We start from the raw sequence: 23626 nt of genomic DNA, 5'->3' as shown, positions 1-23626 counted from the left end.
TGGGGCCGGTCTCCCGGCCCCACCTCGGATGATCAGAGGTCGATCAGCGGACGACGGCGAAGCCGGCGTTCCAGCCGATCTTCTCGCCCACGGCGAGGGTGAGCTGCAGGAAGCCGATGGCCTCGAGCTCACGGGCGCGGCTGAGGGCGCCGGCATCGATGGCCGCGACGCCGCCGGCGATGATCGCCTCGACGAGAGCGGTCTTGGCGTCGGTGTCGTCACCGGCGACCAGGACGGTGGTCTGCACGCCACCGAGCTGCTTGGAGGCCAGGGTGGCCGCGAAGGTGGTGTTGAACGCCTTCACGACGTGGCTCTCGGGGAGCTTGGCCTGGATCTCGGCCGCAGCCGATCCGTCGGCCGGAACGACCAGGGAGTCGAAGGTGGCGAAGTCGAGCGGGTTGGTGATGTCGACCACGGTCTTGCCGGCCAGCTGTGCGCCGTAGGCGGCGATGATGCCGTCGACCGCGGGGTAGGGGACGGCCAGCACGACGATGTCGCCTGCGACCTGTGCACCGGCGTCGCCGCGGGTGATGTAGTCGACGTCGCTGCCGCCGGCGGCGAGCACTCCACCGATGGCGTCTCCCATGGAGCCCTTGCCGAAGATTGTGATGCGTGCCATGACGTGTCCTTCTTTTCTGCTTGTCGCCGAAGCGCTTACTTGTAGCAACAACTATACACACAAATTAGTTGTTGCTACAAGTATTTGCAGATCAGGCCGAGATCGCCTCCACCACGTCTGCGGTGACAGCCACGGTGGCGATGTTGGTGAGGGCGTAGTCGAGCGCTCCGCGCTGCCAGTCCTCGCTCAGGCTCGACGTGGCATCCGAGACGATCGTCACCTCGTAGCCGTGGTCGGCCGCGTCACGGACGGTGTGCTCGACGGCCATGTTGGTCCAGGCGCCGACCACGATCAGCGTGCGCACCCCGAGATTGCGCAGCAGGGCGTCGATCTCGGTGCCGTTGAACACGCTCATCCGGGTGCGGTCGAGCACGATCTCCTCCGCCGCGGGGGTCAGTTCGTCGACGATCTGCGCACCCCAGCTGCCCACCTTGAAGGTGTCGGGCGCCAGCATCCGGAACACCGGGGCGTTCGAGCCGCCCACACCGGCGAGCGGATGCACGAGGATGCGGCTGTGGAAGACGGGGACACCCGCGGTGCGCGCCGCCTCGAGGACGGCGCCGATGTGCGCCACCACGTGCTGGCTCTCGGCGTGCGCGGCGGCCCCGAAGGAGGCGTAGGCGCCCTCGGCGCCCACGGTGTCGTTCTGCATGTCGATCACGAGAACGGCGGCGGGGGTGGTGATGTCCAGGGTGGTCATGTGACTTCTCTCATCTCGCGCGAACCTGCGGCACGACGCGGTCGGTCGCCTGCGGGTCGCTCATTTCTATTCCTAGTAATACATTCCGGGTGATCCGGGTATTCCCGGTAGGGTGCTGGGGTGCGCGACGACGGATCCGAGAGCTCAGCCCGCGAGTCCCTCGTGGAGAGCGAGGCGTTCCGCGTGGGCGACATTTTCTCCTTCACCGAGGACTACGTCGATCTCACCGTGCAGAAGGCACCCGCGATCGACCGGTCGGCCATGCACGCCATCCTTCTGCTCACCCGCGTGTCGAAGATGGTCTCGCACGACATCGAGTCGCGCGCCCAGCGTCCCGGCGGGCTGAGCTCCCCCGCGTTCTATCTCGCCGCCATCCTGTGGCTGACCGGACCGCTGGAGAGCTCCGTCGCCGCGGCGATCAGCGGGATGACCCGCTCGGCGGTGTCCTCGCTCACGAAGACCCTGGTGCGCGACGGATGGGTGCTGCGCACGCACTCCGAGACCGACGCCCGCGCCGTGCTGCTGTCTCTGACCGAAAGCGGCAGCGCCCGCATCGGCGCCGTGGTGCAGAACGTCAATGACCGGGAGAAGCACTGGGTCTCCAACCTGACCGCCGACGAGACCGGCCAGCTGATCGCCCTGTTGGCGAAGCTCGTCTCCCCGGCCCCGGACGGCACTCAGGACGACGGCTCCTGATCCAGCACGGCACCCGCCAGCTGAACGGCGGATGACCGCGGCAGCTGCCGGCCGTGGGTGCGCAGCATCGAGATGTCACGGAAGTAGCGCTGCATGCGCGATCCGTCACTCACGGTGAGCGTTCCGGCGTGCAGGAAGAGCTCGTCCACCGCCTCCGCCACGAGCCGGCCGGCCGTGCGCGAGACGTTCGCCAGGCGCACCTCATCGGCGACCGACAGCGCCTCCGCGTGCGCCGCCGCTCTGTGGCCTGCCCGCACGTAGGCGCCGGCCGCGGCGAGCGCGAGCGCCTCCGCGGCATCGACCGCCGCCAGGGCGGTTCCGTAGACCTCCCGGTAGACGGGGTCGTCGATCTTGCGCAGCCCCGGGGCGTTCTTGCTGGCCGAGCCGGCGATGATCCGCTCGAACTCGTCCAGGGCCGCCCGCCCCGTCCCCACCGCCACGGCGGCGAGCCCGGCGGGGTGGTACGCGGTGGTGCGGCCGAAGTACCCGGGCTCGTCGTGCAGGAGCGACCCCGGGGTGCGGAGGGCGTGCGGGTCGTCGAATCCGTCGACGACCGCCCGCGCGTCGGGCACGATCAGCGCCGGGACGCGCACGCCGTTGGAGCCGCTCGCCTTCATCCCGAACGCCCCCGACCAGTCGTCGAGCACCTCGTACTCGGCGCGCTCGAGCACCACCGTGAGCGGGCGCATCCGGTCGCCGTCGCGCGCGGTGATGGTGAGCAGGAAGTGGGTCGAGTAGGGGGCGCCGGATCCGAACGGGAAGGTGCCGTCGATCAGCCAGCCGCCGGCCACCCGCTCGGCACTCCCGCCCCAGGCGAAGTTGTGCGGGGCGAGGAACTCACCGTGCTCGCCGAACGCCGCGGCCTGTACCGGCTCGGGCCAGTAGGAGGCCATCGTGATCTGGTGGCCGGCCGCCAGGGCGTAGCACCAGCCGCTCCCCGGGTCGCCCTGGGCCACCTCGATGATCGTCTTCGTGAGCACGGGCAGCGGAAGCTGCAGACCGCCATAGGCGCGCGGTGCGGTGATGCGGTAGAGGCCGGCCTCGCGCATCCGCTCGTGCACGGCGACCGAGTACGTTCCGCGTCGCTCCGACTCCGCCTGCTCGTCACGCAGCTGCCCGCGAAGCGCGCGCGCACCCCGGATGACCTCCAGGGCGATCGGGCGGTCGTCCGCATGCTCCAGCTCGAGCCCACCGAGCAGCTCGATGGCGTCGCGCTCCGTCCGATCACCCATGAGGCCTCCAATTCAAGTCGAGATAATCAAACATTGTACTATCTCGAGATGACGCGGATCGCGCCGGAGGAGTGCGGTCAGAAGACGATGACCGGCTTCACGGTCGCGCCGCTCTTGGAGTCGGCGAATCCCTCGTTGATCTGCGCGAGCTCGTAGTTCTGCACGAGCTTCTCGAACGGGAACCGGCCCTCCTGCCAGAGCTGGATGAGCTGCGGGATGAACACCTGCGGCACCGAACTGCCCTGCACGACGGTCTTGAAGGTCCAGCCCTTGACCAGCGACGCCCCGATCTCGAAGGCGACCTCGGTTCCGGGCTTCGCGGCCCCGACGAGGGCGATGGTGCCGCGAACGCCGATGGCCTCGGCGGCCTGGCGCAGGAGCTCGGGGCGCGCGGTCGTGTCGACGACGTAGTCGATGCCCGCGTCACCGGTGATCTCGCGCAGCCGGGCCGCGACATCCTCGGTCAGCGAGTTGATGGTGTGGGTGGCGCCCAGCTCGCGGGCGAGCTCGAGGCGCGAGTCGTGGATGTCGATCGCCACGACGACGGCGCAGTCGGCCACCTTGGCCGCCATGACGGCGGCACTCCCGACGGCCCCGGCGCCGAACACGGCCAGCGAGCTGCCGATCTCGGGCTTCAGCTCGTTGAGCACCGTGCCGGCGCCGGTGTTGATGCCGCAGCCGAGGGGGCCCAGGTGCTCCAGGGGCACATCCGGGTTCACCTTCACGACGGATTCCTCGACGACGTTGGCGTAGGTCGCAAACGACGACTGGCCGAAGAAGTGCGACGAGACGGCCTCGCCGTCCTTGCTGAGGGCGGTCGTGCCGTCGAGCCGGCGACCGCCGAAGTCGGCGGCGAACAGGTTCTCGCAGTACGCCATCTCGCCGCGGCGGCAGCGCTTGCAGTGACCGCAGTAGGCGGCGGCGAGCACCACGTGGTCGCCTGGGGCGACGGAGATGACCGAATCGCCGATCGCCTCGACGACGCCGGCGCCCTCGTGGCCGAGCACCGCCGGGAGCGGGGTCGGATACACCGCGTCGCGCACGAGCGCGTCGGTGTGGCAGATGCCGGTCGCGACGAGCCTCACCCGCACTTCGTTGTGACGGAGTTCGTCGAGCTCGAGCTGCTCGATGGTGAAGTCGGCGCCCTGGGATCGCACGACGGCGGCGGTGATCTGCATGTTCTGTTTCCTCGGTTCTGTGTGGCCGGCAGCGGGGTGCTACCGCGTCTGGTGGCGTCGGGAGAGCTTGCCGTAGGCGAGCAGGAGCTTCGGCACGATGAAGTACACGGTGGTGGGCACGACGACGGCGGTGAGAAGCAGCGCCCGCAGCACAGGCGACCATCCGGTGGCGAAGAGCCCCATCACCGACATCCCCACGGCGACCAGCGGAAAGATGGCGAGCCACGTCACGATCACCCGGACGTGCACCGAGGCGACGCCGGGAGCGTGCCGGTGCTGCCCGTCGAGTTCGTCGGCGGCCAGCGCCTTGCCCTCACGCTCCATCGAATCTCCAAACGTTTAGTTGGAAATTGATACTACACTCGATCCATGGCTTGGGATGTCGAGGGAACGAAACGCGCACTGCTCACGGCGGCCGTGGCCGAGTTCAGCGAGAAGGGCTTCGGCGGCGCCCGCATCGATCGCATCTCGGAGCGCGCCGGCGTGAACCGCGAGCGGCTGTACTCCTACTTCGGCAACAAGCGGCAGCTGTTCGAGGCCGTGCTGGCCGATCAGCTCGGCACCATTCTCGACGGGGTGCCGGTGACGGAGACGGGCCCGGCCGCGGCAGCGGGCTTCGCCGGGAGGTACTTCGACGCCTGCCGGAGTCATCCGGAGCTTCCCCGGCTGGTGTTCTGGGAGGGCCTGGAACTCACCTACCCGATCGACACCGACACGCGCACCGCGCGCGCCGCCCTCAAGTCGGCCGAGCTGGGCGCCGCGGTCGGCGAGCTCTCCGGCCGCGATGCGGCGAGCCTGCTGCTCACGATCGTGAGCCTGTGCCATTCCTGGTTCGCGTCGCCGAATCTGGGGCTGATCATCACCGGCGACGACGGCGACCACGAAGGCCGGCGCCGCATCGTCACGGCCACCACCGAGGCCCTGACCCGGGGCCTGCTCGAAGGCCCGGCCGGAGGCTGATCAGCCCAGGCCCGCGATCCACTCCGTCGTGCGCACCAGGCTGCCGAAGGTGAACACGTGCAGCCCCACCTCGCCGTGCGTCGCGGGGTCGGCCCGCGACGCGAGCACGTCGACGAATCGCGACGCCGTGGCCACGGTGTCGGCCGCGCCGAGTCCGTACCGCTTCGCGACGACGTGGTCGGCGCGCGCGCCGAAGCTCTTCGCCAGCCCGAGCAGTTCGCCCGTCAGCACCGGACCCGCCACGCCGACCCGGATCGGCAAGGCGATCCCGCGATCGCGCACCCGGGCGATCCAGGCGAGCACGGCATCCGGATCGAGGGCGACCTGGGTGATGATCTCGCCGGCGCGGCCCTGCTCCTCCAGCACCGCCGCCTTCTCCTGCAGAGCCGCCCAGAGCGCGGGCTCCGGGATCACCGGGTGTCCCTCCGGATAGCCACCGAGGCTCACCGAGGCCGCGCCGTGGTGTTCCAGCACCCGGGAGCGGATGACGTCGAGCGCGTTCGCGTACAGCCCCGCGGGGACGGCCGGGTCACCGCCCACCACGAACACGTGGGAGCCGGCGGCACTCTCCCTCAGCAGGCGCAGGTACTCCGCCAGCTCGCCCTCCGACGCCAGGCGCCGCGCCGAGAGGTGCGCCACCGGCACGAGTCCGGCCCTCACGACGGCGCGCACCGCCGCGAGGCGCGCATCCCGGCCCTCCCCATCGATGAAGCCGACGTTCACGGTGGTTCCGCGCTCGAGAACGCCGCTGGCCTCGGCCACGACCGCGGCATCCCGGGACGCGATGCCGAGCGACACACCGCTCGTCGGCGTCATCCGGGCCGTCATTCCAGCACGACGACGGCTTTGCCGCCGACGGCGTTCGCCTCCAGGTCGCGATGCGCCTGCACGATGTCGTCGAGCCCGTAGCGACGCCCGATCGGCACGACCGCCGAGCCGGCGGCGACCGCGTCGAGGTAGTCCTGCAGCACCGGGGCCGGCAGGCCTTCGGCCTCACCGGAGTAAGCGGTGAGGCGCACCCCGTTGGGCAGCCAGTCCATGGGATAGAACTCGGGGATGGTCCACTCGTCCGACAGCATCCCGGTGAAGCACACCGTTCCGCCCGTGCGGGTGGCCCTCAGGGTGTCGCGCATCACGTTCACGCCCACGAGCTCGATCGCGCCGTCCACGCCGCCCGGCACGAGCGCCCGCACGGCGCCCGCCACCTCGCCGTCGTCGACGAGCGGATGATCCACCCCCACCTGTTCGAGCAGGCCGAATCTCGAGGCACTCCGCGTGGTGGAGATCACCGTCATCCCGCGGCGCTTGGCCAGCACGGCGGCGGCGAGACCGACCGACGAGGTGCCGCCGCGGATGAGCACGCTCTGGCCGTCGACCGCCTCGAGCCCGACGGCGAGCGAGCCGTAGGCGGTCTGCAGCATCTCGGGCACGGCACCGAGCGTCGACCAGGGCAGGTCGCTGGCGAACGGGATGACCTGCGCGGCCGGCACGAGCACGTACTCGGCGTAGCCGCCGTCGATACTGCGGCCCATGCCGCCCATCATCGTCATCACCTGCGTGCCCGGCGCGAACTCCCCACCCGGCGCATCCGCCACCTCACCCGTGGCCTCGATGCCCGGGATGCGCGGAAAGCTCCCGCTGGAGGCCTGACCGCGGCGGAAATGAAGTTCGCTGCGGTTCAGCCCGAAGGCCCGCACCCGGATGAGCACCTGGCCGGGGCGCGCTTCGGGGATGGGCACGTCTTTCAGCTGCAGGACCTCGGGGCCTCCCGGCGCATCGACGACCACGGCCCGCATGGTGGCGCTCACGCGAGCACCCCCGCGGTCAGACCCTCGCGAACGGATCGCAGGGCCGTCGCCAGCGATCGCGCCCGATCGGGATCGAGATGGGCGCCCAGGAGCCGCACCAGGCTCGACTCGGCCGCCACGGAGGCCTCGGCGAGTGCCTCCTCCCCCGCGGTGGTGAGCTGGATCACCATCGACCGGCGGTCACGCGGATGAGCGGAGCGGCCGGCGAGGCCGTCCCTCTCCAGCCGGTCGATCAGCTTGCTGGCCGCCCCCACCGTGATCTGCAGCGTCTCGGACACATCCTGCACCCGGGCCGACCCGGCCAGGCGGTCGATGGCGGTCAGCGCCTGCAGCTGGGCGGCGCTGACGCCGGTCGCGGTCGTCAGCATCCGGTCGAGCTGGTTCCACAGGGCGATCTCGGTCGAGACGAGTTCGGTGAACACATCGCCGTAGGCGGTCATGCGGGCTCCTTTCGTTCCACGTCGTTCTGAAGTCAACTTCCATTGGTGGGAAGTATATTCCCGAGAATTTATATGTCGCCCTCTTGGCGTGTCGAGCAGGAGTGGGCTATCCATTAACCATCGAACATATGTTCGAATGACGAGGAGGGCATGATGAGTCTGGCGCACGCCACCGACACCGCGACGATCTGGTTGGCGAACGGGATACCGGCCCGGATGGTGTGGCGCGGCGAGCGCTGGCGGGTCACCGACACCCCCACCGAACCGGAGGGCTTCTACTGGTCGACCCACCTGCCGCCGGCCGTCTCGTGGCGCTTCCAGGGCACCAACGCCGCGGGCGACACGCACGTCTTCGATGTGGTGCAGGGCCCCGAGGGCTGGAGCGTCGCCCGCGTCTACGACTGAGCCGGCCAGCAGGGCCTGACTTAGGTCACAGGCGGTAGAAGTCGCCGACGAGGGCGAGGGTGCACAGCAGGGGCGCGAGCACGAAGAGGGTGAGGCCGATCCGGAGCAGCCAGGTGATACGGATGCACGCACGACGAGCATCCCGCCCGCCGGGGGCGGCCGCGACGGCGAACACGGCCACCATGACGAGACTCGTCACGAATCCCGCCCAGAACAGGCGCTCCCAGGAGTCGACGAGTACTCCCGCGAACCACCCCGAGACGATCGCGGCACCGCACACGACCGCCATCGTGAGCACGGCGCCCACGAAGAGCGTGGCGGCGTGCCGCTCGAGCTCGGCCCGGCGCCGCCCGGCCGACACCTCGGCAGCGGAGGCGGGCTCGGCTGCGCGGTCGCCGGCGGGCTCGGCGGCGCTCATGCCGCCGATCACCCGCCGAGCGTGCCGGAGTCGTCCGACGACCGCGGAACCGGAGTCTCCGAGTCGCTCGGAATCGGGGTGGGGGTCGCCGTGTCGGTCGAGGTCTGCTCCGGATACGGCGTCTGGGCGCCCGCGTCGCATCCGGCGAGCCCGACCGCCGCCCCGAAGGCCAACGCCGTTGCGGCTCCGAGCGTCAGCACGCGCCGGGCGATCGTGTTCGTGTGAGGTGTCATGGTCAACCAAACCGCAGGCAGGCGTTTCCCGCGCACCCTTGACAGGATGCGACGGAACGGCCGAGCGGCGGGTGTCCCGATCTCGGTAACGTGAGCCCATGACAACCCCGCCGCGCGTGCGATCCCGCGAGTCAGCCCAGGCCTTCACCGGTATCAGCCCCGAGAACCAGCTCAATCCGATCTTCGCGCGCGAGGGCGAGGCCACCGATTTCCCGTTGAACCGGCTGCCCGATGGGGAATCGCTGCCCGAGACCGCCTACCAGGTGGTGCACGACGAGGCCATGCTCGACGGCAACTCGCGGCTGAACCTCGCGACCTTCGTGGGCACCTGGATGGACTCCCACGCCAACAAGCTCTACTCCGAGACGGCCGACAAGAACATGGTCGACAAGGACGAGTACCCCCAGACGGCCGCCATCGAGACCCGCTGCTGGAAGATGCTCGCCACGCTCTGGAACGCCCCGGATGCCGAGAAGGCGATCGGCACCTCCACCATCGGCTCGTCCGAGGCCTGCATGCTGGGCGGTCTCGCCCTGAAACGCCGCTGGCAGAAGTCCCGCCGCGCGGCCGGCCTCTCCACCGAGAAGCCGAACCTCATCCTCTCCAGCGCCGTGCAGGTGTGCTGGGAGAAGTTCTGCAACTACTGGGACGTCGAACCCCGCTACGTGCCCATCTCGCTCGAGCACAAGGTGCTCGACGGCACCGACCTCGAGAAGTACGTCGACGAGAACACCATCGGCGTCGTCGCCATCATGGGCGTGACCTACACCGGCATGTACGAACCCGTCGCCGAGATCGCCGCCGCCCTCGACCGCATCCAGGCCGCGACCGGGCTCGACATCCCGATCCACGTCGACGGAGCATCCGGCGGCATGATCGCCCCTTTCCTGCAGCCCGACCTCGTCTGGGACTTCCGCCTTGAGCGCGTCGCCTCGATCAGCACCTCCGCCCACAAGTACGGACTCGTCTACCCCGGCCTCGGCTGGGTGATCTGGCGCACCGTGGACGACCTGCCGGCCGACCTCGTGTTCGACGTCACCTACCTCGGCGGCCACATGCCGAGTTTCGCGCTCAACTTCTCCCGGCCCGGCGCGCAGGTGCTGTTGCAGTACTACCTGTTCCTCCGGCTCGGCTTCGACGGCTACTACAAGGTGCAGAAGGCGTCGCAGGATGTCGCGGTCTACCTGGCCACGGAGATCGGCGCGATGCCCGCCTTCGACCTGTGGAACGACGGCACCGACATCCCCGTGTTCGCCTGGCAGCTGACCCCCGGTCACACGCAGAACTGGAAGCTGTACCACCTGTCGGAGCGGCTGCGCCTGAAGGGCTGGCTCATCCCGGCCTATCCGATGCCGGATGACCTGCCCGACGTGGTCGTGCAGCGCATCGTCGTGCGCAACGGGCTCAGCCGCAACCTGGCCGAGAGCCTCATGCTCGACATCCGCGAGGCCGTCGCCCACCTCGACGCCCTCGAGTCGCCGATGCCCGTCGAGGGGCAGGTGACCAGCTTCACGCACTGAGCCGTGCGGCGAGCGCTACTCGCGGGACGAGAGCAGGATGCCGGCGGCCGCCAGGTGCTCGTGCAGCGCATCGGCCGCGGCACGGTAACCCTTGTCGAGGGCGGCCATCTGCACGGCGTTGCGCGTCATGCCGCTGCGGCCGAAGGGGTTCCGGTGCAGGTCGACCACGAGGCCATCGGCGCCCGGCGCGAACTTCACCGTGAGCACGATCGGCTCGTGGGCGTTGGTGGTCAGGCGCTCCAGGAACGACGGGCGCTCGCCCTGCGTCACCGTCCACTGATCGGCCGACTGCTGCTCGATCGTGAACCCCTGCTGCTCGAAGCCGCTCCGCACCGCACTCCGCGCCGCCGCGTCGTCTCCGGAGAGCACGTACTCCCAGCTGAACATCCCCGTCATCCGCCGCTCCCCCAGGTCGCTCGTGCGCCGCCGACGAGCGCCGGGACGAGCAGAATCCTATTCGGTTTCGCCCCCAGGTGGCGGCCTCAGGCGTCGCGGGCGGGCAGCGGCACGATCTGCATCGAGGCGGCCGAGCGCCCGGCGGCCACGACGACCATCATCTCGTCGCTCAGCCGCTTGCGCGACAGCGAGACCGCGCCCCGGAAGACGCCCGGCTCGTTGGGCGAGGGGCGCAGAATGTGCCCGTCGGCCCACACCCGTGTGGCGGGCGGCATCGGATCCTCGGCGCTGCCGACCCGCACCTCCACCTGCCAGGATCGCCCGACGGGCTGCACCCAGGCGACAACCGGCGGCACGGCACCCGCACCGGCATCCGTCGCCGCATCCGGAGCGCGAGGGGCGTCAGGCACGTCGATCTGATTGCTCGGCAGGGTGGGTGTCAAGAACGCCGGCTGCCGCCTCTGCGTCGCCCGCTCGTACGCGGAGGCGTGATCGAGCAGCCGGTCGTCGCTGTAGGCGGCACCCGCGAAGGTGAGGCCCACGGGCATCTGGATGTCGCCCATGAAGCCCATCGGAACCGTGACCGTGGGGATGCCGAGGTGCCGGATGACGCGGTTGCCGTTGGAATACACCACACCGTTGCGCGATGCGGCCTCCAGGCTCTCGGGCCGCTCGAACAGGTCGACCCGTCCCACGTCGCCGGCCGCGGGGAACACGACGAGGTCGAGCCCCTCGGCGGTCATCCACTCCTCGAAGTCTTCCCGGCGGGCCTGTTCGAGACCGGTCAGCAGCTGGGCGAGGCCGGGCACCTCGTCGTAGGTCGCGGGCAGCCCCTGCTTCACGAGTTCGGCGAGGCGCTGCCAGTCGAAGCCGCCGCGGGCGCGGGTGATCCACACCGGAACGGGAGCCGTGTCGACGGGGAAGACGGTGTCGCCGTCCACATCCGCCCAGCTGCTCAGGTTCGGATCGCCGTTGTCGCGCAGGAAGGCATCGAGCGCCATCGCCGTGATCGGCCCGCCCTCGAGCGCGCGCCAATTCGCCGGCACCAGGCGGCGGGCGGCGAGCCCCACGGCCTCGGGCCGGTCTTCTTCGTAGTTCGACACCACCGGGAAGTCGACCTTGACCACCTCGGCGCCGAGTGCCCGCAGGTCGGCGGCCGCGCGGTCCCAGAGTGCTCGCACGCTGGGGCGGATGGCCGGTGGGTCCAGCGGCGCGTCGTCTTCGCCGAGGTAGAGGCGCGGAACGCCGATCCGCAGCCCGTCGAGGCGGTCGGGGCGCGGCCGGGAGACCGGATGCGGCAGCACGTCTTCGGGGGCCGGCAGCGCGACGGCGCTCTGCTGCCGCCAGAAATCGCCCGAGCGATCGGGGTCGTCGACGGCGAGCACGTCGAGAAGCCGCAGCAGGTCGGCGACGGTGCGGGTGTGCGGCACCACCACGTCGCAGCTCGGCCGCAGCGGCCAGTTGCCGCGGATCGACAGCACGCCTCGCGACGGCGTGTACGCCACCAGGCTGTTGTTCGAGGCCGGCGCACGCCCCGACGACACGGTCTCCTCGGCCATCCCGAAGGCGGCGAAGCTCGCGGCCGTGGCGGTGCCGGAACCGTTCGACGACCCCGAGCCCCACGCCGCCGTCAAGTACTGCGGGTGGTAGGGGCTCCGCGCGTAGTCGTAGACGCCCGGCTGCATCCCGCCCGCGGCCATCGGCGGCATGTTCGTCTTGCCGATCAGCACAGCACCCGCAGCGCGCAACTGGGCGACGGATGCCGCGTCGTCGCCCGCCACCAACTCGGCGAGCGCGGGGCTCCCCGACGCGACGGTGAGGCCCCTGACCTTGTAGCTGTCCTTGACGGTGAACGGGACCCCCTCGAGCGGGCCGGCCGTTCCGGCGCGCCGCCGGGCATCCGAGGCCGCCGCCTGCTCGAGGCAGCTCGGGTCGAGCACCGCGATGGCGTGCAGGCAGAGCCCGGTGCGGTCGTAGTACGCGATGCGGTTGAGGTAGGCCGTCACGAGCTCGACGCTCGTCACCCTCCCGGCGGCGAGCGCCTCGAGCATCTCCCCGATCCCCAGCTCGACGACGTCGATCCGCTCCATGCGCCCGCCTTCCCTCGCCCCCATCCTGTCAGTTCGAGGCGCCCCTCAGTTCGAGGCGCCGGGTCAGTTCGAGCTTCCGGGCGGTTCGGAGGTGAGGCGCAGATCGCCCCGGGAGGCGATCGCGGTGAGTTCCTTCAGCCACTCCTGATTGATCGGCACCGAGGCCTTGCCGTCGTACTGGAACTGGAGAGGGATCGACGGGTGGATCCAGACCGTGGCACGACCGGTGTCCTCCGCCGCCGCCCAGCTGAAGGTGAAGCTCTCGGAGCGCCGCAGCTTGCCGATGATCACGAGCTGGGCATGCGCCAGGGACCGGTCGTCGATCTGGATCTCACGCTCCTGAGACCCGTAGAGGAGTCGTCCCATGGGTACCGCCCTTCGTCGTGCGCGTCATTCGTGGATCTCGGCGGCCGGGGCCGCATCGGGTTCCGCCCGCAGCGTGCCGGTCTTCACCACGGTCAGCTGCAGCATCTGCTCGATCAGCGCGATCGCCTCGGGCTCCGCGACCTCGGACACACTCGGCCGGGACAGCATCGGGATGCCCGGGCCGACCAGGATCGAGATCGACCCCTCGCTGCCGTCGTCCTCGATCGTGGGCACGGTCAGCAGCTGGCCGTGGTCCATGCCGCGAAGAGTGGCGGCGTAGGCCATCAGCGCATCCGCGACCTCATCCGACGTGATGAACGTCTCGGTTCCGTATTTGACACTCTTCATGTTCCCACCATGCACCCGTAGACGGCATCGGGCCCGAACCGGGCGCAGCTCACGAGTTCGGCACCGCCGCGAGCAGGCGGGCGGCCTCCGCCTCGCGGGCCTTGTCGCCGAGGCGCGCGGTCTCGGCCGAGGGGCGGCCGATCGCCGGCAGCCAGAACAGCAGTGTGCGATGGTGGCCGCTGAGCTCCTGGTACTCGGCCACGAGGCTGAGGCGGGGGAAGGTGTTCACGAGCACCGAGTCGGGAACGAGGGCGTCCACCATCCGCCCCCACCACGGCATCGGGAGCACCGCATTCGCGTCGCCGGCCCGCCGCGCGAGCAGGTAGGTGTTCTTCTGCGCGGTGCGGCGGTAGGTGAGCAGCGTGAGCACGACCGAGAAGATCGTCACGACGATGAGCAGGAGCAGCACCGGCAGGCCGATCACGACCGGGATTTCGGCCAGAGCGTGCACGTTCACCGCGTCGAAGACGTACAGCAGCACCAGCGAGAGCAGACCCCAGATGATGGCGTACTTCAGGCAGATGCGCCCCTGCACGTTGAGGAACTCCTTGCTGTAGTCCCAGTAGACGGCGTGGAAGATCTTCTCCATCAGCAGGCTCGTGAGGTACTCCAGCGCGGTGCCGACCACGAGTCCCACTCCGAAGACCGCGAACGGATTGTCGACCACCGGCAGCAGCGCCAGGGTGATGAACACCCCGCCGGCACCGTAGAGCAGGTTGAACGGCACGTAGAGCAGCCCGAGCCGCGACTCGATCACGCCGCGGTACTCGATGGTCCAGCAGTAGACCATCTCGATGATCACGCCGACCAGCCCGTAGATGAAGAACAGCCACAGGGCGATGTAGACGCCGGTCGCGATGACCGCCAGCGTCTCGATCATGACCGGTGCTCCCGGCCGGACGGGGTCGACTGCGCGTTCATGGCACGACCCTAGCGCGCGCCGAGGTGCCGGATGAAGGCCGCCGCCCCCGCACCGGAGAAATCGCCGGGCTCGACGGGCCGCCCCGAGGTCGCCAGCAGCAGAGCCAGTGCGGTCCCCCGCACCTCAGGACCCGTACCCGACGAGAAGTCCGCATCCGAAGCCTCCAGCCGGAAGCCGGCCGCGCGCGACGGATGTCCTCCCCGTGCACCACCGCCTCCACCAGGCGTGTCGCGGACGCAGCGGGCGGCGTGTCCCTGGCGTCGATGGTCCGGTCGAACCCGGCCAAGGTGGCCGACGGATGCTCGCGCCGCTCGTCCTGCACCCCGGCCCCCACTCCCGAGATGACATGGAGCAACCTAATCACAGGGGCGGGCCGGGAGTATCCTCGCTCGCATGTGCAGGAACATCCGTGTGCTCCACAACTTCGACCCGCCCACCACCGACGACGAGGTGCGCGAGGCCGCGCTGCAGTTCGTACGCAAGGTCAGCGGCTCCACGCATCCCTCGCGGGCGAACGCCGAGGCGTTCGACCAGGCCATCGAGGAGATCGCCGTAGCGACCCGGCGCCTGCTCGACGGCCTGGTGACGAACGCCCCGCCCAAGAGCCGCGAAGCCGAGACGGTCAAGGGCCGGCAGCGGCACGAGAAGCGGATGGAGCGCGAGGTGCGCATCCGCACCGCCTCCGCGTGAACCGCCGACCGGCGCAGCCCTCCCTCAGCGGGGAGACATCACTCCGCTGAGCATCATGCCGCCGAGGGTGCGGCGACGCCGAGGATCCAGGTCACGCCGAACCGGTCGGTGAGCATGCCGAAGCCTGCACTCCAGGCCGAGGCCGCGAGCGGCTCGACGATCGTCGCCTCGGCGGCCAGCGCGTCCCAGTAGCCCTGCACCTCGTCGAGGCTGTCGCCGTCGACCGCGACGAAGAAGGGCTGTTCGGTGATCGTGACGCCGTTCTCGCGACGCGTCGATCCGGGGTCGACGGATGACCCGCCCGACTGCCCGGGGATGTCGTACGCCAGCACGCGGAAGCCGTCGTCGGTCGCCACCTGGCCGAAGACGACCTTGTCGGCGCCCGGAGCATCCGCCGGCATGCCGAAGTCGCCGTAGGTGGTGACGACGAGGTGGCCGCCGAAGACGGACCGGTAGAACTCCAGGGCCGCTCGGGCGTCGCCGCGGAAGTTGAGGTGGGTGGTGGTCGTGAGGCTCATGACTGCTCCTAGTGGGGAAGGTCGTCGGGGTTCTCCCTGACGAGCTCCACTCTCACAGCCGTCTAGGTCAGTTCCTGTCCTAGACGGAAACTAGGATCGGGTCATGACGACGTCCTCCACCACGCGATTGCTGAACCTGCTCTCGCTGCTGCAGACGCGGCGCGACTGGCCGGGCTCGGTGCTCGCCGACCGGCTCGAGATCAGCCATCGCACGGTGCGCCGAGACGTGGAACGGCTGCGCGAGATGGGGTACAGCATCCTGTCCACGATGGGTCCGGATGGCGGCTACCGCCTCGATGCCGGCAGCGAGCTGCCGCCGCTCCTGTTCGACGACGAGCAGGTCGTCGCGCTGGCCGTGGCCCTGCAGGCCGCCACGCTGACGGGCGTGGGCATCGAGGAGGCCGCCCTGCGCGCGCTCACCACCGTGCGGCAGGTGATGCCGTCGCGGCTGCGGCACCGCGTGAACGCGCTGGAGTTCACGGCGATCCCGGGCCGCGCGGGCGAGGCGATGCCCGATCCGGTGTCGACGGATGTGCTGATCGCCCTGTCGACGGCGGCCCGCGCTCACGAGGTGCTGCGCTTCGACTACGCCGGCCACCGCCCCGAGCAGGGAGCCACCCCGCCTCCCCCTCGACGGGTCGAGCCGCACCACCTCGTGACCTCGCACGGCCGCTGGTACCTCGTGGCCTGGGATCTGGACCGCTCCGACTGGCGCCTCTTCCGCGCCGACCGCATCACGCCCCGCAGCCCCACCGGCCCGCGCTTCACCCCTCGCGAGGTTCCCGGCGGCGACGTCACCGCCTACGTCTCGGCCCGCTTCACGGGCGCCACGAGCGCCACGAGCGCCGGCCGTTGGCCCTGCACCGGTGCGGTGATCCTGCACCGGCCCGCCGCATCCGTTCTCCCCTTCGCCGGCGACGGCACGGTCGAAGACCTCGGTCCCGACCGCTGCCGCCTCGAGACGGGTTCCTGGTCGTGGGTCGCCCTCGCCGCCTCCCTCAACCGCTTCGACACCGAGATCGAGGTGCTCCACCCCGCCGAGCTGAGGGAGGCGTTCGCCGAGCTGGCCGCGCGCAACGCCGCGACCGCCTCCGCCTAGCCCGCCCCGCTCGCCCACAGATGTGGATCTGACCTCAACCTGTTGGCGTTCGCCGCCGAACGGCGGAGGCTTGCTGGTATGCGAGCACTCCACTACATCGACGACGTGCTCATCGTCGACGACGAGGTCTGTCTCGCGGTCTTCGAATACGCGGTGGCATTGGCCCGGTCCGGAAGCGCCGATCTGATCACGATCCCCATCCTGTGGGGCGGGCGCCGCGAGTCGGCGAACCTCGTTCTCGGACCTTCGAGCCAGCTCTTCTGCACCCCGACGGCGGCCGACGGGGCAGACGCCGACCTCCGCGACGCGACTCTCACCGCAGAACTCCGGCAGCGCACGGCGATGCTCGGCCCGACCTCGGCGGTCGCCCTGCCGACAGACGAAGGACTGTCCGGAACGCTGCTCGAGGACTTCTAGAGCGCGCGTCACGGCGTGAGGACGAGGCGACCCGGCTCCGGCCATTCGGCTTCGACCGCCGAAAGCGGAGCGACGCGCACGGGCAGGCCGATCCCGCCGGCGGCGGCGAGGTCGAGGATCTTCGGCAGCTCCTGCAGGAGCAGGCGCGGAGCGATCGATCCGGCACCGCTGCCCATGATCGTGATCCCCGACGAGCGCAGCAGCGCGGCGTCCAGCGCGATCCGGGTGCCGGCGACCGCGCCGATCTGCACGTACGACGTGCCGGCGGAGGTGTGGGAGAGACCCGTGCGGCGCAGCGCCTCCAGCGCGGTCTCGGCGACCGGACCCCAGACGTAGTCGAGCACCACGTCGATCCCCTCGGGGGCCGCCGCACGGATGCCGTCGGCGAGCCCATCGTCGATCGTCACGGTGGTCACCCGGGGGTCGGCGCCGAGTCGGGAGAGCGCTTCGGCGTCCCGCCCCGCCGCGATCACCCGGGCGGCCCCAAGGTGCAGCGCGATTCGCACCGCCAGACCTCCCGACGCGCCGGTCGCCCCGAGCACGAGCACCGTGCCGCCCTCGCGGAGGCCGGCTCGCCCGACGAGGGGCAGCCACGACGACATGGCCGGATTCACGATGCCGGCCGCGACGGCGCTGTCGAGGCCGTCGGGAACCGGCACCGCGAACCCGTCGGGCACGATGGTGCGCTCGGCCAGCGTGCCGAAGGGATCGGGCGAGCCCCCGGTGTACACCCGACGGCCGTCGTCGAGCAGCCCGACCCCGTCGACCCCGGGCACGAACGGCAACTCGTCACCCGCTCCGTAGTGGGCGCCGGACGCGAGCGAGCGGACGATACGATGCACCCCGACGGCGAGCATCCGCACCGGCACGAACCCTTCGCGGGGCTCCGGATCGCGGAAGTCGGCGTAGCGCGGGGGCCGGGCCAGATCGGAGACGACGGCGGCTTTCATGGTGTCCTCCTTGTTTTTGAACAGTGTTCAAATCTCTGCACCGCTAGACTGACTGAACGTTGTTCAAAAGTCAAGGCCACTGGGAGGTGCGATGGCGGGACTCACTCGCGGGGCGATCGTCGAGGCCGCGTTCGAGCTGCTCGCCGAGGGCGGCACGGCCGCCATCACGGCCCGCGCGCTGGCCGGCCGGCTCGGTGTGCGACCGGGTGCGCTGTACTACCACGTGCCCGACATGGCAGCACTCAGCGACGAGATGGCCACCGTCATCATGCGTGAGCTGATGCTCCCCGGGGCGGATGCGGCGCATCCGAACGCCGAGTGGCGCCCCTTCTTGCGCGACTCGGCCCAGCACATCCGGCGAGTGCTGCTGCGCTACCGCGAGGGCGCGAAACTGTTCTCCGGCACCTACCTCACCGACGACGACGCCCTCGGCTCCATGGAGGCGCCGCTGCGGGTGCTCACGGAGGCGGGCTTCGGCCTGGTCGACGCTCTGCGCTCCTTCCAGACCCTCTACGCCTTCGTGATCGGGCACGTCATCGAGGAGCAGCACCGGGCCGCGACCCCGGAACGGTATTCCGCCGCCCTCCGGCACCAGCGCATCGACGCCGAGCGCTTCCCTCTGACGGATGCCGCCAACGAGGCGTTCCTCGGCGACGCCGACGAAGCTTTCGACTGGGGCGTCGACATCATCCTCGCGGGCATCGCCATCCGGAATCCGTAGTCCCCGTCGGGCTGTTCCCGGCCAGGACGAGCGTACGGTGAAGTGATGACCTCTTCACAGACCGCGCCCGTGCATCACGATGTGGTCGTCATCGGAGGTGGCAACGCCGGCCTCTCCGTCGCAGGGCGGCTGCGGCGCTCCGGTGTCGCCGACGTCGCGGTGATCGAGCCCCGCGAGCACCACCTCTACCAGCCGATGTTCTCCCACGTCGCCGGAGGAACGGCGCCCGCCTCACGAGCGACCCGCCCGCAGGCCTCCGTGATGCCCAGGGGCGTGAGCTGGATCAAGGCGCGGGTGCGCGGCATCGACCCGGTCGGGAAGACCGTCGACCTCACCTCGGGCGGGCTCGTGAGCTACGGCCAGCTGATCGTCTGCCCGGGCATCCAGAAGAACTGGGACGCGGTTCCCGGTCTGGTGGAGGCGATGGCGTCGCCATCCGGCATCTCCAACTACGAGTTCGACTACGCGCAGAAGGCGTCGCGGGTGCTGCGGGAGACGCGGAGCGGCACCGTGGTGTTCACCCAGCCCTCCGGCCCGGCGACCTGCGCGGGAGCGGCGCAGAAGCCGATGTACCTCGCATGCGACTTCTGGCGCGCGACCGGGGTGCTCGACGACATCCACGTGGTGCTGGTCGTGCCCACGCCGACCCTGTTCGGCATGCCTCTCATCGACGCCGAGCTCGAGCGCAAGGCCGCCGAGTACGGCATCGACGTGCGCTACAGCCGGGAGCTGACAGCGGTGGACGCCGAGCAGAAGACGGTCACGATCGCCGGCGTCGATTCGGATCCGGATGCCCGCGAGACCCTCCCCTACGACGTGCTGCACGCGGTGCCGCCGCAGTCCGCCCCCAGCTGGCTGGCCGGCACGCCGCTCGGAGTGGAGGGCGCGACCGACGGCTTCGTCGACGTCGACTCGCTGACGCTCCGGCACCGCCGGTATCCGGATGTCTGGGCGCTCGGAGACGCCGCAGCGACCTTCAACTCCAAGTCGGGCGGCGCGCTCCGCCAGCAGACCAAAGTCCTCGCGAAGAACCTCGCCGCCGCGGTGAAGGGCCAGTCGCTCCCTCAGGAGTACAACGGCTACTCGGTCTGCCCGTTCGTGGTGTCGCGCTCGACGGTCGTCTTCGCGGAGTTCGACGACCGGTACCGCCCGAAGCCCACGATCCCGTTCTGGAAGGGCCTCGCCAAGGAGCACCGGTTCACGTTCGTCGCCGACCGCTACGTGCTGCCCTGGGTCTACTGGAACCTCATCCTCAAAGGCCGCGCCTGACACCCGGTTCGGATCCGGGCAAGCAAAAACCCCCAAGATGGCGAGATCTTGGGGGTTTTCGTAGCGGGAGCGGGACTTGAACCCGCGACACCACGATTATGAGCCGTGTGCTCTAACCACCTGAGCTACCCCGCCTTGACTCCAGAGAACGGCCGCAGCCCGCGAGGGCCGGGGCCGGCCGGAAGCCGGAGCCCCCTGTGGGAATCGGACCCACTACCTCTTCCTTACCAAGGAAGTGCTCTACCAATGAGCTAAGGGGGCGCGCACAGCCGCGAGCGGCTTTTGGCACCAGTAGAGAATAGCATCCCGCGGGGCCCGGTTTTGCCGCATCGGCTCCGGATGCTCCGCCGGGCGTCTGCAAACGATTCCACAGCGACCGGGCCTGCGGTTAGAGTTCTCGTCATGACTATCGAGACCTCACCCGATCCCGACGTCCCCGAGGTGCAGACCCTCGGTACCGTGATCGGCACCGGCAGCGAATGGTGGCGCTCCGCCGTCATCTACCAGATCTACCCGCGCTCGTTCGCCGACAGCGACGGCGACGGCATCGGCGATCTGCCCGGCATCACCGCACGCCTGGACTCGCTGTCCGACCTCGGCGTCGACGCGATCTGGCTCTCCCCCTTCATGACGAGCCCCCAGCACGACGCCGGCTACGACGTGGCCGACTACTGCGACGTCGATCCGCTGTTCGGCACCCTGGCCGACTTCGACCGGATGCTCGCCCGCGCCCACGAGCTCGACATCCGGGTCATCGTCGACCTGGTTCCCAATCACACCTCCTGGGACCACAAGTGGTTCCAGGAGGCCCTCGCCGCCCCCGAGGGGAGCCCGGAGCGCGACCGCTACATGTTCCGCGACGGCAAGGGCCCGAACGGCGAAGAGATGCCCAACAACTGGGAGAGCGTGTTCGGCGGCCCGATGTGGGAACGCGTCACCAACCCCGACGGCACCCCGGGCCAGTGGTACCTGCACATCTTCGACAAGTCCCAGCCCGACCTCAACTGGGAGAACCCGTGGGTGCGCGAGCGCTTCCACGACATCCTGCGGTTCTGGCTCGATCGCGGCGTCGACGGCTTCCGAGTGGATGTCGCGCACGGCCTCATCAAAGAAGAAGGCCTGCCCGACTACACGCCGCCCGCCGACGCGGGGAGCATGGGCGGCGGCGCATCCGACTCCCTGGTGGGCCTGGAGCCCGGCATCGACGCCGACGCCACCCTCGACCCGTCCACCCCGCCCTACTGGGCACAGGACGGCGTGCACGAGATCTACCGCGGCTGGCACCGCGTGCTCGACGAGTACGAGGGCGAGCGTGTGCTCTGCGCCGAGGCCTGGGTGGAGCCGCTCACCAAGCTCGCCCGCTGGGTGCGGCCCGACGAGATGCAGCAGGCGTTCAACTTCACCTACCTCTCGGCCGGCTGGTCGGCGCCCGAGCTCCGCAGTGTGATCGACACCTCGATCCACGCCTTCGGCACCGTCGGCGCCCCCTCCACCTGGGTGCTGTCCAACCACGACGTGGTGCGGCACGCCTCGCGGCTGGCCCTCACCGCCGAGAACCTGCAGGGCGCCGGGATCGGGCCGAACTCGCCCGGCCTGCCCGATCCGGTGGTCGGCCTCCGCCGTGCCCGCGCCGCGACCGCCGTCATGCTCGCCCTGCCCGGCAGCGCCTACATCTACCAGGGCGAAGAGCTCGGGCTTCCCGAGGTCATCGACCTGCCGGATTCCGCCCGTCAGGACCCCACCTGGTTCCGCACGAACGGCGAGAAGTACGGGCGCGACGGATGCCGCGTACCGATCCCGTGGGAGGCCGGTGCGCCCTCATACGGCTTCGGTCCGACCGCCGCGAGCTGGCTCCCCCAGCCCGGCGACTGGGACGGCTTCGCGCGCGATCAGCAGAGCGGCGTCGCCGGCTCCACGCTCGAGCTCTACCGCCTCGCACTCTCGCTCCGTGCGCGCTTCGCACTGGGTGTCGGCACCGGATCGGGCACCGGCACGGTCGAGTGGCTGAGCGGGTACGGCCCCGACGTGATCGCCTTCCGCACGAACGGCGTCACCGTCATCTCGAACCTGGGCGCGGCTCCCGTCGAGCTCCCGGTCGAGACCCGCACCGAAGACGTGCTCCTGTGCTCCGAAGCCCTCACAGAGCCGGCCCTCCCCACCGACACCACGGTCTGGCTCGCCTCCGCCTAGCCCCGCCCCCACCCTATCGAGACGTCACAAATGGCCCCTAACGTCGCCGCTTAGGGGCCATTTGCGATGTCTCGAGGGGCTTCGGGTGGGGTGGGGGTGGGTGGGTCAGACCGCGTGGGTCTGGAGCCAGGCGTAGGGGTCGACGGGGGTGGTGCCGTTCAGGCGGATCTCCAGGTGCAGGTGCGCGCCCGTGGAGGTGCCGGTGTTGCCGACCTGGCCGATGGGCTGGGCGACCTTGACGACCTGGCCCTCGGTCACCGTGATCGAGCCGGCGAGCATGTGCCCGTAGACGCTCGACACCTTCTGGCCGTCGATCACGTGGTCGACGATCACGTGCACGCCGAGGCCGCCGTTGTCGGAGGACTGCACGAAGCTGACGACACCATCGGCGATCGAGAAGATGTTCGTGCCCTGGCCGGGTGTGAAGTCGACGCCCTTGTGGTCGGTGCTCCCGATGCCGCCGGGCGACTCACGGGCGCCGAAGTAGTCGCTGATCGGCACGCCCACCGGGAACGGCCACTGGATGGCGCCCGTCGGGTTGTTCGTGAAGGTGTCGGCCACGCGCATGCCGGCTGCCCGCAGCTCGGCGACGGTGTCGCGCACCGCGTAGCCGTCGCGGGCCACCGACGACACCGCGGCCTCGGCACTGGTGGTGAGCTCCTGGCCGGGGGTCGTGACGCTCGACACGAGCACGACCGACGACGAGGACGAGTCGGAGGCCGCGTGCCAGGCCGAAGCCGGCATCGTGGTGGCCACGGCGATACCGGTGGCGAACAGCATCGCCGCGATGCTGAAGGCACCCTTGGCGATGTCGCCGCGGCGAACCCGGCGTCCGGAGGCGCGAGGCGCTCCGGGGGTTCCGGATGCGGGGGTTCCGGATGCGGGGGTTCCGGATGCGGGGGTTCCGGATGCTTCGGCCGGCGCCTCCACGGAGGCGGGCGTGGGCGCAGCCGTCGAGGCCTGTTCTTCGTCGAAGACGGGGGCCGCGGTGCGCAAGGTACGGCGCGAGACCGTGCGGGCTGCAGGGGCGGCGGGTTCCACCGCAGCCGGCTCCGCGGGAACGGACTCCCCAGCGACAGGCTCCCCAGCGACAGACTCCCCAGCGACAGACTCCACGGCGACGGTCTCCACCGTGACCTCGACCTCTCCGGCCGTCACGGCCGTCACGCCCGAGACGACCGCCGAGTCGTCGACGGACGGGGCGGAGGTGGGCGTCACGATGCGGGCGCGGCGACCGCCGGCGGGCTTCTCGATGGTGTCGCTGAACGCATCCGCGGCGCGGCGCCCGGCCTTCGGCGCGTGCGGACGCACCGCCGTGACGTGGTTCGCGGCGATCACGGGCTGTGCGGTGGCGGCATCCGGAGCGTTCGGAGTCTTCTTGCGCGCACGCGTCGACGTCGACTCGGCATCCACGGGCGCCGCCGTGCTCGCCCGGCGGCCC

General features: G+C 70.2%; 28 protein-coding genes and 2 tRNA genes. 10 read left to right on the top strand and 20 right to left on the bottom strand.

What is annotated here, in order from left to right; genetic code table 11:
- Positions 1-43: 43 nt before the first annotated feature.
- A complete protein-coding gene (locus Q0D75_RS03920; RefSeq protein WP_291049623.1) occupies positions 44-619 on the bottom strand; it encodes an NADPH-dependent F420 reductase in 576 nt (191 codons plus the stop codon).
- Positions 620-710: 91 nt separating this feature from the next.
- Positions 711-1319 (bottom strand): isochorismatase family cysteine hydrolase, encoded by a 609-nt coding sequence (locus Q0D75_RS03915; RefSeq protein ID WP_291049622.1) that lies wholly within the window; start codon positions 1317-1319, stop codon positions 711-713.
- Between the two features lie 120 nt (positions 1320-1439).
- Between Q0D75_RS03915 and Q0D75_RS03910 the strand changes: the two genes are divergently transcribed.
- Positions 1440-2015 (top strand): MarR family transcriptional regulator, encoded by a 576-nt coding sequence (locus Q0D75_RS03910; protein WP_291049621.1) that lies wholly within the window; start codon positions 1440-1442, stop codon positions 2013-2015.
- Here the strand turns inward: Q0D75_RS03910 and Q0D75_RS03905 are convergent.
- From Q0D75_RS03905 to Q0D75_RS03895, 3 genes are all read right to left on the bottom strand, one after another.
- Positions 1997-3247 (bottom strand): acyl-CoA dehydrogenase family protein, encoded by a 1251-nt coding sequence (locus Q0D75_RS03905; protein WP_291049620.1) that lies wholly within the window; start codon positions 3245-3247, stop codon positions 1997-1999. The genes Q0D75_RS03910 and Q0D75_RS03905 overlap by 19 nt on opposite strands.
- A gap of 77 nt (positions 3248-3324) precedes the next feature.
- The gene (locus Q0D75_RS03900) at positions 3325-4425 is read right to left on the bottom strand and encodes an NAD(P)-dependent alcohol dehydrogenase (RefSeq protein WP_291049618.1); all 1101 of its coding nucleotides are present in this window, start codon (positions 4423-4425) and stop codon (positions 3325-3327) included.
- Positions 4426-4464: 39 nt separating this feature from the next.
- Entirely contained in the window at positions 4465-4749 is a 285-nt protein-coding gene (locus tag Q0D75_RS03895) for a hypothetical protein (RefSeq protein ID WP_291049616.1), read from the bottom strand.
- A gap of 45 nt (positions 4750-4794) precedes the next feature.
- On the opposite strand from Q0D75_RS03895, the gene Q0D75_RS03890 reads away from it, so the two are divergent.
- Positions 4795-5385 carry a TetR/AcrR family transcriptional regulator gene (locus tag Q0D75_RS03890; protein WP_291049614.1) on the top strand — a complete coding sequence of 197 codons (591 nt, stop codon included), beginning with the start codon at positions 4795-4797 and terminating at the stop codon, positions 5383-5385.
- Here the strand turns inward: Q0D75_RS03890 and Q0D75_RS03885 are convergent, their stop codons facing one another.
- From Q0D75_RS03885 to Q0D75_RS03875, 3 genes are read right to left on the bottom strand one after another with little or no spacing between them, the layout of a single operon-like run.
- Positions 5386-6201, bottom strand: coding sequence for a methylenetetrahydrofolate reductase (locus Q0D75_RS03885; RefSeq protein ID WP_291049612.1), 816 nt, complete (start codon positions 6199-6201; stop codon positions 5386-5388).
- Between the two features lie 8 nt (positions 6202-6209).
- On the bottom strand, positions 6210-7193 hold the full coding sequence (locus Q0D75_RS03880; RefSeq protein WP_291049610.1) for a zinc-binding alcohol dehydrogenase family protein: 984 nt from the start codon (positions 7191-7193) through the stop codon (positions 6210-6212).
- Positions 7190-7633: a MarR family transcriptional regulator gene (locus tag Q0D75_RS03875; protein WP_291049608.1), complete on the bottom strand. Its 444-nt coding sequence runs from the start codon at positions 7631-7633 to the stop codon at positions 7190-7192. Before Q0D75_RS03875 ends, Q0D75_RS03880 begins: the two co-directional genes overlap by 4 nt.
- Positions 7634-7786: 153 nt before the next feature.
- On the opposite strand from Q0D75_RS03875, the gene Q0D75_RS03870 reads away from it, so the two are divergent.
- On the top strand, positions 7787-8038 hold the full coding sequence (locus tag Q0D75_RS03870; protein ID WP_291049607.1) for a hypothetical protein: 252 nt from the start codon (positions 7787-7789) through the stop codon (positions 8036-8038).
- Between the two features lie 25 nt (positions 8039-8063).
- Here Q0D75_RS03870 and Q0D75_RS03865 read toward each other — a convergent pair whose 3' ends face one another.
- Together Q0D75_RS03865 and Q0D75_RS03860 are read right to left on the bottom strand one after the other, a co-directional pair.
- The gene (locus Q0D75_RS03865; RefSeq protein ID WP_291049605.1) at positions 8064-8456 is read right to left on the bottom strand and encodes a hypothetical protein; all 393 of its coding nucleotides are present in this window, start codon (positions 8454-8456) and stop codon (positions 8064-8066) included.
- 8 nt (positions 8457-8464) lie between these two features.
- Entirely contained in the window at positions 8465-8689 is a 225-nt protein-coding gene (locus Q0D75_RS03860; RefSeq protein ID WP_291049604.1) for a hypothetical protein, read from the bottom strand.
- A 98-nt stretch (positions 8690-8787) separates the two neighbouring features.
- On the opposite strand from Q0D75_RS03860, the gene Q0D75_RS03855 reads away from it, so the two are divergent.
- Positions 8788-10209, top strand: a complete 1422-nt coding sequence (locus Q0D75_RS03855; protein WP_291049603.1) for a glutamate decarboxylase — start codon at positions 8788-8790, stop codon at positions 10207-10209.
- A gap of 15 nt (positions 10210-10224) precedes the next feature.
- Here Q0D75_RS03855 and Q0D75_RS03850 read toward each other — a convergent pair whose 3' ends face one another.
- The 5 genes from Q0D75_RS03850 to Q0D75_RS03830 all read right to left on the bottom strand — a co-directional run bounded on the left by Q0D75_RS03850 (position 10225) and on the right by Q0D75_RS03830 (position 14289).
- Positions 10225-10605 carry a hypothetical protein gene (locus Q0D75_RS03850; protein ID WP_291049602.1) on the bottom strand — a complete coding sequence of 127 codons (381 nt, stop codon included), beginning with the start codon at positions 10603-10605 and terminating at the stop codon, positions 10225-10227.
- Between the two features lie 86 nt (positions 10606-10691).
- Positions 10692-12695, bottom strand: coding sequence for an amidase (locus Q0D75_RS03845; protein ID WP_291049599.1), 2004 nt, complete (start codon positions 12693-12695; stop codon positions 10692-10694).
- A gap of 63 nt (positions 12696-12758) precedes the next feature.
- A complete protein-coding gene (locus Q0D75_RS03840) occupies positions 12759-13061 on the bottom strand; it encodes a hypothetical protein (RefSeq protein ID WP_291049596.1) in 303 nt (100 codons plus the stop codon).
- A 24-nt stretch (positions 13062-13085) separates the two neighbouring features.
- Positions 13086-13409: a hypothetical protein gene (locus tag Q0D75_RS03835; protein ID WP_291049593.1), complete on the bottom strand. Its 324-nt coding sequence runs from the start codon at positions 13407-13409 to the stop codon at positions 13086-13088.
- Positions 13410-13458: 49 nt separating this feature from the next.
- Positions 13459-14289: a putative ABC transporter permease gene (locus Q0D75_RS03830; RefSeq protein WP_291049590.1), complete on the bottom strand. Its 831-nt coding sequence runs from the start codon at positions 14287-14289 to the stop codon at positions 13459-13461.
- Between the two features lie 435 nt (positions 14290-14724).
- Here Q0D75_RS03830 and Q0D75_RS03820 point away from each other — a divergent pair, with 435 nt between their 5' ends.
- Entirely contained in the window at positions 14725-15021 is a 297-nt protein-coding gene (locus tag Q0D75_RS03820) for a DUF2277 domain-containing protein (RefSeq protein WP_291049587.1), read from the top strand.
- Positions 15022-15074: 53 nt separating this feature from the next.
- Here Q0D75_RS03820 and Q0D75_RS03815 read toward each other — a convergent pair whose 3' ends face one another.
- A complete protein-coding gene (locus Q0D75_RS03815; RefSeq protein ID WP_291049584.1) occupies positions 15075-15539 on the bottom strand; it encodes a VOC family protein in 465 nt (154 codons plus the stop codon).
- Positions 15540-15642: 103 nt separating this feature from the next.
- Here Q0D75_RS03815 and Q0D75_RS03810 point away from each other — a divergent pair, with 103 nt between their 5' ends.
- Both Q0D75_RS03810 and Q0D75_RS03805 read left to right on the top strand, forming a co-directional pair.
- Entirely contained in the window at positions 15643-16638 is a 996-nt protein-coding gene (locus tag Q0D75_RS03810; protein ID WP_291049582.1) for a WYL domain-containing protein, read from the top strand.
- Positions 16639-16716: 78 nt separating this feature from the next.
- The gene (locus Q0D75_RS03805) at positions 16717-17055 is read left to right on the top strand and encodes a hypothetical protein (RefSeq protein ID WP_291049579.1); all 339 of its coding nucleotides are present in this window, start codon (positions 16717-16719) and stop codon (positions 17053-17055) included.
- 8 nt (positions 17056-17063) lie between these two features.
- Here Q0D75_RS03805 and Q0D75_RS03800 read toward each other — a convergent pair whose 3' ends face one another.
- The gene (locus Q0D75_RS03800; protein WP_291049577.1) at positions 17064-18005 is read right to left on the bottom strand and encodes a zinc-binding alcohol dehydrogenase family protein; all 942 of its coding nucleotides are present in this window, start codon (positions 18003-18005) and stop codon (positions 17064-17066) included.
- Positions 18006-18096: 91 nt separating this feature from the next.
- Between Q0D75_RS03800 and Q0D75_RS03795 the strand changes: the two genes are divergently transcribed.
- Positions 18097-18726 (top strand): TetR/AcrR family transcriptional regulator C-terminal domain-containing protein, encoded by a 630-nt coding sequence (locus tag Q0D75_RS03795; RefSeq protein WP_291049575.1) that lies wholly within the window; start codon positions 18097-18099, stop codon positions 18724-18726.
- A 45-nt stretch (positions 18727-18771) separates the two neighbouring features.
- Positions 18772-19995, top strand: a complete 1224-nt coding sequence (locus Q0D75_RS03790) for an FAD-dependent oxidoreductase (RefSeq protein WP_291049573.1) — start codon at positions 18772-18774, stop codon at positions 19993-19995.
- 61 nt (positions 19996-20056) lie between these two features.
- On the opposite strand, the gene Q0D75_RS03785 is transcribed toward Q0D75_RS03790, so the two are convergent.
- Together Q0D75_RS03785 and Q0D75_RS03780 are read right to left on the bottom strand one after the other, a co-directional pair.
- Positions 20057-20130, bottom strand: a tRNA-Met gene (locus Q0D75_RS03785).
- A 54-nt stretch (positions 20131-20184) separates the two neighbouring features.
- A tRNA-Thr gene (locus tag Q0D75_RS03780) sits at positions 20185-20256 on the bottom strand.
- A 141-nt stretch (positions 20257-20397) separates the two neighbouring features.
- On the opposite strand from Q0D75_RS03780, the gene Q0D75_RS03775 reads away from it, so the two are divergent.
- A complete protein-coding gene (locus tag Q0D75_RS03775) occupies positions 20398-22185 on the top strand; it encodes a glycoside hydrolase family 13 protein (protein WP_291049571.1) in 1788 nt (595 codons plus the stop codon).
- Between the two features lie 105 nt (positions 22186-22290).
- On the opposite strand, the gene Q0D75_RS03770 is transcribed toward Q0D75_RS03775, so the two are convergent.
- Positions 22291-23626 (bottom strand): peptidoglycan DD-metalloendopeptidase family protein (locus Q0D75_RS03770; RefSeq protein WP_291049569.1); only part of this gene is annotated, 1336 nt, incomplete at its 5' end.

This window comes from Herbiconiux sp. (genome assembly GCF_023264855.1).
Taxonomy (GTDB): domain Bacteria; phylum Actinomycetota; class Actinomycetes; order Actinomycetales; family Microbacteriaceae; genus Herbiconiux.
Note: the sequence above shows the minus strand (reverse complement) of the source record. Positions and strands in the feature narration are given on the sequence as shown.

Coding starts and splice junctions, on each gene's coding strand:
- Q0D75_RS03920 (WP_291049623.1), bottom strand. CDS start 619: ATGGCACGCATCACAATCTTCGGCAAGGGCTCCATGGGAGACGCCATC.
- Q0D75_RS03915 (WP_291049622.1), bottom strand. CDS start 1,319: ATGACCACCCTGGACATCACCACCCCCGCCGCCGTTCTCGTGATCGAC.
- Q0D75_RS03905 (WP_291049620.1), bottom strand. CDS start 3,247: ATGGGTGATCGGACGGAGCGCGACGCCATCGAGCTGCTCGGTGGGCTC.
- Q0D75_RS03900 (WP_291049618.1), bottom strand. CDS start 4,425: ATGCAGATCACCGCCGCCGTCGTGCGATCCCAGGGCGCCGACTTCACC.
- Q0D75_RS03895 (WP_291049616.1), bottom strand. CDS start 4,749: ATGGAGCGTGAGGGCAAGGCGCTGGCCGCCGACGAACTCGACGGGCAG.
- Q0D75_RS03890 (WP_291049614.1), top strand. CDS start 4,795: ATGGCTTGGGATGTCGAGGGAACGAAACGCGCACTGCTCACGGCGGCC.
- Q0D75_RS03885 (WP_291049612.1), bottom strand. CDS start 6,201: ATGACGCCGACGAGCGGTGTGTCGCTCGGCATCGCGTCCCGGGATGCC.
- Q0D75_RS03875 (WP_291049608.1), bottom strand. CDS start 7,633: ATGACCGCCTACGGCGATGTGTTCACCGAACTCGTCTCGACCGAGATC.
- Q0D75_RS03870 (WP_291049607.1), top strand. CDS start 7,787: ATGAGTCTGGCGCACGCCACCGACACCGCGACGATCTGGTTGGCGAAC.
- Q0D75_RS03865 (WP_291049605.1), bottom strand. CDS start 8,456: ATGAGCGCCGCCGAGCCCGCCGGCGACCGCGCAGCCGAGCCCGCCTCC.
- Q0D75_RS03860 (WP_291049604.1), bottom strand. CDS start 8,689: ATGACACCTCACACGAACACGATCGCCCGGCGCGTGCTGACGCTCGGA.
- Q0D75_RS03855 (WP_291049603.1), top strand. CDS start 8,788: ATGACAACCCCGCCGCGCGTGCGATCCCGCGAGTCAGCCCAGGCCTTC.
- Q0D75_RS03850 (WP_291049602.1), bottom strand. CDS start 10,605: ATGACGGGGATGTTCAGCTGGGAGTACGTGCTCTCCGGAGACGACGCG.
- Q0D75_RS03845 (WP_291049599.1), bottom strand. CDS start 12,695: ATGGAGCGGATCGACGTCGTCGAGCTGGGGATCGGGGAGATGCTCGAG.
- Q0D75_RS03840 (WP_291049596.1), bottom strand. CDS start 13,061: ATGGGACGACTCCTCTACGGGTCTCAGGAGCGTGAGATCCAGATCGAC.
- Q0D75_RS03835 (WP_291049593.1), bottom strand. CDS start 13,409: ATGAAGAGTGTCAAATACGGAACCGAGACGTTCATCACGTCGGATGAG.
- Q0D75_RS03830 (WP_291049590.1), bottom strand. CDS start 14,289: ATGATCGAGACGCTGGCGGTCATCGCGACCGGCGTCTACATCGCCCTG.
- Q0D75_RS03820 (WP_291049587.1), top strand. CDS start 14,725: ATGTGCAGGAACATCCGTGTGCTCCACAACTTCGACCCGCCCACCACC.
- Q0D75_RS03815 (WP_291049584.1), bottom strand. CDS start 15,539: ATGAGCCTCACGACCACCACCCACCTCAACTTCCGCGGCGACGCCCGA.
- Q0D75_RS03810 (WP_291049582.1), top strand. CDS start 15,643: ATGACGACGTCCTCCACCACGCGATTGCTGAACCTGCTCTCGCTGCTG.
- Q0D75_RS03805 (WP_291049579.1), top strand. CDS start 16,717: ATGCGAGCACTCCACTACATCGACGACGTGCTCATCGTCGACGACGAG.
- Q0D75_RS03800 (WP_291049577.1), bottom strand. CDS start 18,005: ATGAAAGCCGCCGTCGTCTCCGATCTGGCCCGGCCCCCGCGCTACGCC.
- Q0D75_RS03795 (WP_291049575.1), top strand. CDS start 18,097: ATGGCGGGACTCACTCGCGGGGCGATCGTCGAGGCCGCGTTCGAGCTG.
- Q0D75_RS03790 (WP_291049573.1), top strand. CDS start 18,772: ATGACCTCTTCACAGACCGCGCCCGTGCATCACGATGTGGTCGTCATC.
- Q0D75_RS03775 (WP_291049571.1), top strand. CDS start 20,398: ATGACTATCGAGACCTCACCCGATCCCGACGTCCCCGAGGTGCAGACC.